Annotated in this window: 6 protein-coding genes; 4 read left to right on the top strand and 2 right to left on the bottom strand. The window is 58.2% G+C overall.

Annotated elements, in window-relative coordinates; genetic code table 11:
* Both WCA85_RS14480 and WCA85_RS14475 read left to right on the top strand, forming a co-directional pair.
* On the top strand, nt 1-729 hold a 729-nt coding region (locus tag WCA85_RS14480; RefSeq protein WP_424064940.1), incomplete at its 5' end, for a LysR substrate-binding domain-containing protein.
* A gap of 269 nt (nt 730-998) precedes the next feature.
* Nucleotides 999-2,117 carry a 4-hydroxyphenylpyruvate dioxygenase family protein gene (locus WCA85_RS14475; RefSeq protein ID WP_424064938.1) on the top strand — a complete coding sequence of 373 codons (1,119 nt, stop codon included), beginning with the start codon at nt 999-1,001 and terminating at the stop codon, nt 2,115-2,117.
* A 138-nt stretch (nt 2,118-2,255) separates the two neighbouring features.
* Here the strand turns inward: WCA85_RS14475 and WCA85_RS14470 are convergent, their stop codons facing one another.
* Nucleotides 2,256-2,882 (bottom strand): helix-turn-helix domain-containing protein, encoded by a 627-nt coding sequence (locus WCA85_RS14470; protein WP_424064937.1) that lies wholly within the window; start codon nt 2,880-2,882, stop codon nt 2,256-2,258.
* Between the two features lie 151 nt (nt 2,883-3,033).
* The gene (locus WCA85_RS14465; protein WP_424064935.1) at nt 3,034-4,446 is read right to left on the bottom strand and encodes a GGDEF domain-containing protein; all 1,413 of its coding nucleotides are present in this window, start codon (nt 4,444-4,446) and stop codon (nt 3,034-3,036) included.
* A gap of 356 nt (nt 4,447-4,802) precedes the next feature.
* Here WCA85_RS14465 and WCA85_RS14460 point away from each other — a divergent pair, with 356 nt between their 5' ends.
* Both WCA85_RS14460 and WCA85_RS14455 read left to right on the top strand, forming a co-directional pair.
* Entirely contained in the window at nt 4,803-6,038 is a 1,236-nt protein-coding gene (locus WCA85_RS14460) for an ABC transporter substrate-binding protein (protein ID WP_424064946.1), read from the top strand.
* Nucleotides 6,035-8,977, top strand: a complete 2,943-nt coding sequence (locus WCA85_RS14455; RefSeq protein ID WP_424064933.1) for a bifunctional diguanylate cyclase/phosphodiesterase — start codon at nt 6,035-6,037, stop codon at nt 8,975-8,977. The genes WCA85_RS14460 and WCA85_RS14455 overlap by 4 nt, the downstream gene beginning before the upstream one ends.
* Nucleotides 8,978-8,993 lie beyond the last annotated feature (16 nt).

Genomic DNA, 8,993 nt, shown 5'->3' with positions numbered 1-8,993 from the left:
GGCGTCGACCTGCTGGCGCGTGCCGAAGGGGCGGCTGCCGCCACGCTGGAGATTGGGATTCTGCCTACCATTGCGAGCGCGCTGGCGCCGCCGGTGCTCAAGCTGTTCGCGGTGCAGTGGCCGCGTGTGATCGTGCGGCTTGCGACCGGCTCCAACGCTGAATTGCTGGAGCGGTTGAAAGCGGGCAGTATTGAATTTGCCGTGGGGCGGCTGGCCGACCCTGAGCGCATGGTGGGCCTCACCTTCGAGCAGTTATTTAGCGAGCCGCTGATTGCGGTCGTGCGCGCGGGGCACCCGCTCGCCATCAGCGCCGGGTTGCCTGCGGCGTTACTGGAAGGCTATACGGTCGTCGTGCCGCCGTTCGGCACGCTGATCCGGCAATCCGCCGAGAGTCTGCTGGCGGCGTGGGGCGTGCCGCCGCTGTCGGCTTTCGTGGAAGTCCTGTCGGTCTCGGTGGGACGGGCGCTCACGCTGGAGAATGACGCGGTCTGGTTCGTGCCGCAAAGTGCGGTCGAATACGAGTTGGCACATGGCATGCTGGTACGTCTGCCGCTGCCGTTCGCCGGTACGGATGAGCCGGTCGGGCTGATCCGCCGCTCCGATACCCAGCCGTCGCCGGTGGGCCATGCGTTGATCGACGCGCTGCGCACGATCGCGCGGCAGCGCATGGCAGCATCGGCGTCGCATACGCGGGTGAGAGAGCCGAAGCGCCGGACCAAAGCAAGCTGATGCGCCAGGCGAAAACACGCAGTAGCGCTGCATGCGTTCAGCGCGAAGCGCGGCGTCACGCTCAGGTTTGAACCATACAGTACACAATGCAGTTGCGGGCGGTGCCGTCCCCGGTGTACAAACACGGTGCGCACGCGTTCGTGGCGGTTGCAAGAGGTGGCACGCGGATACGTCGCGATTTCGGGCCGTTGCGCCGCAACGTTGCGCAATCGCGATGGCCTGCATACAACATCAGGAAGAGCGTCGAACGTATGTACAAGGAGAATGCCATGCCCAGCGATCTGCCCACCCCGGACGCCGCACAGCAGGCGGTGTCGGACGCGGAGCACAATCCGCTTGGCACAGCGGGTCTCGAGTTCGTGGAATTCGCCGCGCGCGATCCGCAGGGACTCGGGCAGACCTTCGAGCAACTCGGCTTCAAGGCAATTGCGCGCCATATCAGCAAGGACGTCACGCTGTATCGCCAGGGCGGCATGAATTTTCTGCTCAATGCGGAGCCGGATTCGTTTGCTGCGCGCTATGCCGAAGAATACGGCGCGGGCGTCTGCGCAGTGGGCATTCGCGTGGCCGATGCGCAGCGGGCCTTTGACCGCGCGATCGAGCTCGGCGCCTGGGCCTTTGAAGGCGAGAAGATCGGTATGGGCGAATTGCTGATTCCGGCCATCCAGGGTATCGGTGATTCGCATATCTACTTCGTCGACCGCTGGCGCGGCCGGGGTGGCCAGCAAGGCGGTCTCGGCGATATTTCGATCTTCGACATCGACTTCCGTCCTGTCGAGATCGGCACCGCTCAGGCCGACCTGAGTCACGCTGGGACGGGTCTCATCGCCATCGACCATCTGACGCAAACCGTCGGCGCGGGCCGGATGCAGGAATGGCTCGATTTCTATCGCGACTTGCTCAACTTCCGCGAGATTCACGAGCTGCACGCCAATTGGCATGTGTCGGCTGAATCGCGGGTGATGGTGTCGCCCTGCGGCGCGATCCGCATTCCGCTTTACGAGGAAGGCACGCGCCGTACCAGCCTGATGCACGAGTATCTGCCCGATCATCCGGGTGAGGGTGTCCAGCATATTGCGCTCGCCACCGACGACATCTTCGGTTGCGTCGAGCAACTGATCGCCAACGGTATCGAACTCGTCGAGCCGCCGCCGCGCTACTACGAGCAGATCGATGCGCGATTGCCCGGACATGGGCTCGATCTCGAACGGCTCAAGCGCGGGCGGATTCTCGTAGATGGGGAAATCGGCGCCGACGGTGTGCCGCTGCTGTTCTTCCAGACCTTTGTCCGTCGCCGGGCTGGCGAGATCTTCTTTGAGATCGTGCAACGCAAGGGACACCACGGTTTCGGTGAAGGCAATCTGAGCGCGTTGGCGCAGGCACGTTGAAGCCGTCTCTGCGCGGCATCAGCCAATGCGATGCGAATCCTGGGCGCAAACAGCGTGGTTCAGAGAACCGCTGAAACGTCTCGACCCGTTGCGCAATCGTTGCGAGCGAGGCAGCAAAGGTAACCACTTCTGCTGCGCTTACTTCTTCGATGAATCCACAGGTGCTTGCGGGATGTCGGCGCTGGTGGCCATCCACAGGACTTCGGCGTCTTCTTCGCTGGTGGAAACGGCGGCGTGACCTGTGCGGCTATCGAAGTAGATGCTGTCTCCCGCGCTGAGATGGGTGGGCGCGTAGAGCTCGGAGTAAAGGCACACATTGCCGCTAATGACATAGAGAAATTCTTCGCCTTCATGACGGCCCCAATCATCGAACGCGTCGAGCGTGTGGGCGGAGATGCGAATACGAAATGGCAGCATCGCCTTGTGGGCGAGGTCCGTTGCCAGCAACTCCATCTGATAGCCGCGATACGCATGGCGTTGGCCCGCGTCCTTGCGGGTCAGCGCCCGGCGGCCGCCGGCGCTGACTTTCGGCGTCGAGCCGAACAGCTCACCAATTTCGATCTTCAGGCCAAGCACGATCTTTTGCAGCACATCGAAAGTCGGCGACATTAAGCCGTTTTCCACTTTCGACAAGGTCGAGCGCGACACGCCGCACAAACGGCTTGCGGTTTCCAGCGTCAGGTCTTGCGCCTGGCGCGCGGCACGCACGCGGCGGCCCAGGTCCGAGGTGGACGGCTCGGTGGATTTGGTGAGATGGGTATCCATGGGGTGTCGGGACGATGGCAGGCCTGGTGGCGTGCGATGTTTCCGATCATAACATTGGGACGGGAGCGCAGCCTTCGCAAGGATCTGATCCCGTGGAGCGATGCTGGAATTTTCCCTTCGGAAACAGGGATTGTTGCAAGGTCCCGGTTTTCTAGCGCATTTCCTTTTCAACAACGGGTGACGTCGCGGCAATCAATGACACCTGGTTGCGGCCATTTCTTTTGGCTTGATAGAGCGCCGCGTCAGCTACTTTCAGAGCGCCCTCCAGCGTTTCCGTGGCGCTTAATTTCGCGCATCCGATGGAAGTCGTAACCGGCCCGTAAATATCGGTCCATCCAGGCACTTGAAGCGCTTCGACATTCTGCCGGATATATTCCGCCACACGCTCACAGCCGCCTTGATTGGTGTCCGTCACGATGACAGCGAACTCCTCGCCACCGAGGCGTCCAACCAGATCCACTTTGCGAACAGACTGCGCCAGCAACGCACCCACGGCCACCAGGACCCGATCACCAATAGCATGTCCGGCGGTATCGTTAATGTTCTTGAAGTAATCCAGATCGATCATCAATACCCAAAGATCATTACCGGTACGTTGGATGCGATTGATTTCATGCTGCGCTGATTCAAAGAACTTCCTCCGGTTGGGCAAGCCTGTCAGTGAGTCACTGAGGGCGACAGCGACTAGTCGGGCTTCGCCCTGGCGGCGTGCGAAATCAGCCTTCTCATGAAAGATGGCGGAAATACTAACCATCAAAATGATGAACCAGCAGATAACCACCACAAAGATGCCAAACAGGCTCTGCGCTTGCTCGGAGCCCGACATAAAGGACTTGACGAGTATATAACCGAGACCAGTCGGTATCAGATAACCCGCCAGGACCTGTACGCGCGCAATTCTCCCGCCAATATAAGGACTGAGGATCGCACGCAAACCGCCGCAATTCGCCTTTAGCGTCAAGGTTGCAAAGGCCAAACCAAATCCGGCGGTTGCCGAGAGTAATGACATTTGCCCATAGAAGCGTTCAATCCCATAGGCATACCCCGTAAAGGACACAACGGGAATGGCGACGGTAAGTGATGCAAGCGTCTGCGAAAGCTTGGGCATTTTGCAACTGTGAATCAAAAGCGCGATGGCAATGCTTAAAAGCATGATGGCCGTGTTGACCCCCATACTATTATTCATTCCCATTTGCTGGTCCCGGATTACTTTATCCTGGAAGGGCGTTATCCAGACAGAATAATTGGTACCGAAGATAGCTCCGCTGAGTCGAATGGTGGTGATACCAATGACCAGCAGCGCCAGCAGACGCTGAAACCAGATTCCACGCTGAGTGCGGGTGTTTACCCCAACGCCGAGACCAAGAAAAAACACACATAACGCGGTCAGCGGATGCGTTGCGGGGCCGCCGGCTATGGGCCGGTAGAGTGTTTCGATACCACTGAGATATCCTGCCAGAGCCAACAGGCCGAACAATGCGCAAGCCGTGCCCAACGGTCGAGAAAGAGAAAGTGCCGCCCGGACCCAAGTCCATTGTCTTTCCTCACTGGTGGCATATTTCATACGGGTCACTCACTCCTAACGCTCGGCAATTTTGGCGGTCGATCATACTACTGAAATAGTCCGGCGCGATGTGCCGTCCATGCTCTGGCCGTGTCCAATCTTGCGATGGATCGCAAGCTGCGCGGCCTCGAGATGGGGCTTGCTTCGGTTAAAGTATTTGCGTCCGTTGCCGATATGCTGAGCAGGCACCGGCTCTTCAGAATCGTTTGCGCGTCCTTCGTTGATGGGGCGTCGGGCCGATCGCGTCGCTTGCTTAGGGTCAAGCAATCCACCCAAAACCTGAAAAGTGAACCCCAGTGCGACGAAATGAGTTGACCTCCTGGCTTTCGGCCTTGGCCTGCCTCATTCTTCTTTCGTTGTGTGGGTGCCACCAGCGCGACCAGGCTTCGTCGAGCGCGAACGAGCCGGCGAGTACCACCATCACCGCATTGATCTGGGCTCCTGACTGGCCAGAGGAGATGCTTCAGATTGCGGCTGAATTTACCCGGTTGAATCCGGATGTGCACGTGAATGTGCAGTTCATGATTGGCAATTCCGTCGAAGAAAATATCAAACCTCGGATTGCCTCTGGCAACGTGCCTGATCTGGTCAGTATCAACCCGAATCCCTACGCTGCCGACCTGGCCGATCATGGGTTCCTCGCCGACGTCAGTAAGACATCAGCATGGAACAACATGCTCGACCCTCTGAAAGAGGACTGGACGAGCCGCCAGGCCAGGCACTTTGGAATAGCGGGCGGCGTGGCCACCACGCTGATCTATTACAACAAGGACATGTTCGCGAAGGCGGGCATCAAAGCACTGCCAACCAATTTCAACGAGTTTCTGGCGGTTTGCGAACAGCTCAAGCGTGCGGGCTTTACACCTGTCATGTGGAACGGTGGCTTCCCGAATATGCTCGGCAATGGCCCCTTCAGTTCGGGCTTTGCCAACAATGTAGTGGCGCACGAGCCGGACTGGAAGAACAAAATCAGCGACGGCACGCTGAATTTGGACACCGCTCAGGTGGCCGACATTTTTGCCAAGATCAAGCTGATACCGGAACGAGGTTTCGTACAGCAATCGTTCATGGCGACCGGTTACGATGACGGCATTCGGCTATTCAAGGAGGGCAAGGTCGCGATGGCCTTTCACGGCAGTTGGGCCGCGGGCCTTTTGCTCCACGGCAACCCCTTCGAAGTGGGCGTGTTCATTCCCCCCTGGAATGCCCCTGGTGAGCGGGTGGTGCCGGTGATTGGTAGCGAAACCGGGTTCGCCGTGTTCGAGACGCCGAACAAAGCCGCAGCTATGCGTTTTCTTGAGTTTATCGCCGGCCAGGGGTTCTCCATTCTCCAAAGAAAGCGCCAGAACATTCCCCCGTTCAGGCAGGGCCCGGGGACGCTGGTGAGTGATCAGAAGATGATCGATTACACCAACATGGTCAGTCGTTATCCTGTGACTGGCCGCCCGTACTATTCCGTGCTGCCCTCTAATTCCATCGAGCGGTTGCATCGATTGATGCAGGATGTTCTGTTCGGTAAGATCACCCCCAGGCAGGCGGCAAAGCTGCTGGATGAGTCCGTCAAGAATGAAGCAAAGATGCACTACAAATGAGCTCACTCATCGGTTGGCTGCGAAGCGCATTCGCCTACTTCTCGCTGGATCTGCTGCGCCGTGTGGAAATTCGCTACCGGCTCATCACCGCGTTCATCCTGCTTTCGCTGATACCGATACTGATTTCCGGCTACATATCGTATGTGGAGTCGACCGCGGCGATCAAACAGAAGGCGGAGATATTCTCGAAAGAGGTGGTCAAGCAGGTATCCAAGAACATTTCGTTGCGCATGGAGCAGATCGACACTGAGAGCAGCTTGCTGGTTCTCTCTGATCGAGTTCAGGACGCGTTGACGCTGGCCGCAAACGGCACCGAAAAGGAGCAGATCGAGGCGCGCCAGGAGATGACCCGATTGCTCCTGGATCACTACGGATCAGTTGACTTCATTAACCAGAAATATCTGCTCGACAAGAACAACCGCATCATGGACACCCAGGCGTTCGCGCAACTGACGCAGGGTGTGATACGCCTGATAGAGCACGCTCCCGCTGAGAATGGCAGACCTTACTGGGGCAGCTACGACAACGGTGTCGGACAACAGAATCTCGGGATGGTGCGTGCCATCATCGGCAAGAGCAACAATCTGCCGATCGGCAATCTGGTTCTGGTTATTCGCCCCGAATACTTCTCGTCGATTTTCGACGACGTCGCTTTGGGCAGTGGCACGGAGATCTATGTCCTTGATGCGAGCAACGACAAGTTGATCGTTCGTGCGGACGGCACCTCCATGGCGACCGACAGCACGGCCGAGCCAGGCCTGATCGAAAAAATTGCCAACGCCGAACCGCGCGATGCGTACCGTGGTTTCGTCGACTTCGATAGCAAGCGTGGCGGCCGTTATCTTGCCGCGTACACCGGTATTCCCGGGACGTCGTGGTTCGTGGTCAGCACGATTCCGGAAAAGAAGCTGACGGCCGAGGCACAGTCTGTGCGCAATCAGATCGTGCTGGTTGGTATCTCGGGTTTCCTGCTATCGATCTTCCTCGCCTACTTCATTTCGCACAGCATCTCTGCGCCGCTCAAAGAACTGGTGCGCAAGATGCACAACACCGGCAGCGATGCGGGGGCCGAGATGGACGCCTTGGTGGACGCACCCACGGATGCTGGCGCCAAGGATGAACTCGGCAGACTGGCGCAGCGCTTTGAACGCATGAGTGCGGCGATCAGGCAGAAGATCCAGAAGATCAACGAGATCAACGCTTCCCTTGAGCAGACCGTCATTGAGCGAACGGCGGAACTTGTGACGAAGGAGCAGGAGTCGCGCACGTTAATCGAGAACTCACCCGACACGATTACGCGCTACGACCGCAAACTCCGGCGCATCTATGCCAATCCCGCGTTCTGTGCGTCGGCGGGACGCAGCCTTGGCGAATCGCTCGGCAAGCGGCCCTCAGAAGTGCCGGGTGGAGCAAACGCGCTGATCTATGAGAAGAAGATCAGCGAGACCATTGCAAGCGGAAAAAGCAGCCATTTCGAACTGAAATGGTTCAGCAAGGACGGACAGGAACAGTGTAGCCATATCCGCCTGACTCCAGAGATTGATCACCTGGGCCACGTGAAGTCCGTTTTGGCGGTAGGCCGCGATCTATCGGACCGGATGGCGTTCGAGGCAACGATCTGGAAACAGGCCAATTTCGATGCGCTTACCCAGCTCCCCAATCGCCAGATGTTTTATGACCGTCTCGACCAGGAAGCCAGCTTGTCGCGGCGATCCGGACGTCCGATGGCCTTGATGCTGATTGATCTCGACCGCTTCAAGGAGGTCAACGACTCGCTGGGCCATGATACGGGTGACATCCTGCTGATCGAGGCCGCGAAGCGCATCATCTCGTGTGTGCGCGACTCTGACGTCGTTGCCCGTTTGGGCGGCGACGAGTTTACGGTCATTCTGCCCGAGTTGGGCGATACCCAAAGCATCGAAGAAATCGCGAAGCGTGTTATCGCCAGGTTGGCCGAACCTTTCAAGCTCGGCCCCGATGAAGCCTTCATTTCGGCGAGCGTGGGCATCACGCTTTACCCCGGTGATGCGAGTGAATTAGATATCCTCTTCAAAAACGCTGACCAGGCCATGTATGCCGCCAAAAACGCCGGGCGCAACCGTTTCAGTTACTTCACGCGTGACTTGCAAGTAGCGGCGGAAAAGCGCGTGCGTCTCACGTACGATCTGCGTGCGGCCCTGCTTGGCGAACAGTTCCGGGTCTATTACCAGCCCATCGTCGACCTGGCGACGGGCGAAATTTACAAGGCTGAGGCGCTGATTCGCTGGCTGCACCCCGAGCGCGGCATGATCAGTCCGCTGGAGTTCATCGCATTGGCGGAAGACACAGGGCTTATCGTTCCGATCGGCGACTGGGTGTTCAAACAGGCGGTGCGCCAGGTGGGTCAATGGCGCCGCCGATTCCATCCTTCGTTTCAGATCAGCGTCAACATGTCGCCCGTCCAGATTCGTCAAGACAACCTGGTTTGTGTTCAATGGTCCGATTACCTGGTTCGGGAAGGAATGCCTGGACAGAGCATTGCGATCGAAATAACCGAAGGGCTGTTACTCGACGCCGAACTGAACGAGAAGTTACTCACCTTCCGCGATGCGGGGATTCGAATCTCGATTGACGACTTTGGGACGGGGTACTCGTCTCTTGCCTATCTGAAGCGCTTCGACATCGACTATCTCAAGATCGACCGTTCATTCGTGCAGAACCTTGGCTTTGACGGTGACAATCAGGCGCTTTGTGAAGCAATGGTCATGCTCGCGCACAAACTGGGCTTGAAAGTGATTGCCGAGGGCGTGGAAACGATCGATCAACGCGATTTTCTCGCCGGTGTGGGTTGCGACTTTGCTCAAGGCTTTTTGTATTCTCAACCGGTTCCGGCCGATCAATTTGAGCGCCGGGTGTGGTCGGAAATCAAGGACACGGCTGGCGAGGAAGTGCGCGGCTAGTTGTGAGCTATCGCCG

It is taken from the genome of Paraburkholderia sp. (assembly GCF_049581445.1).
Taxonomy (GTDB): domain Bacteria; phylum Pseudomonadota; class Gammaproteobacteria; order Burkholderiales; family Burkholderiaceae; genus Paraburkholderia.
The sequence above is the reverse complement of the archived record's forward strand: the minus strand, read 5'-3'. Positions and strand labels throughout refer to the sequence as shown.

Bases quoted from the DNA above. Each gene is read 5' to 3' on its own strand.
- WCA85_RS14475 (WP_424064938.1), top strand. From the start codon at position 999: ATGCCCAGCGATCTGCCCACCCCGGACGCCGCACAGCAGGCGGTGTCG.
- WCA85_RS14470 (WP_424064937.1), bottom strand. From the start codon at position 2,882: ATGGATACCCATCTCACCAAATCCACCGAGCCGTCCACCTCGGACCTG.
- WCA85_RS14465 (WP_424064935.1), bottom strand. From the start codon at position 4,446: ATGAAATATGCCACCAGTGAGGAAAGACAATGGACTTGGGTCCGGGCG.
- WCA85_RS14455 (WP_424064933.1), top strand. From the start codon at position 6,035: ATGAGCTCACTCATCGGTTGGCTGCGAAGCGCATTCGCCTACTTCTCG.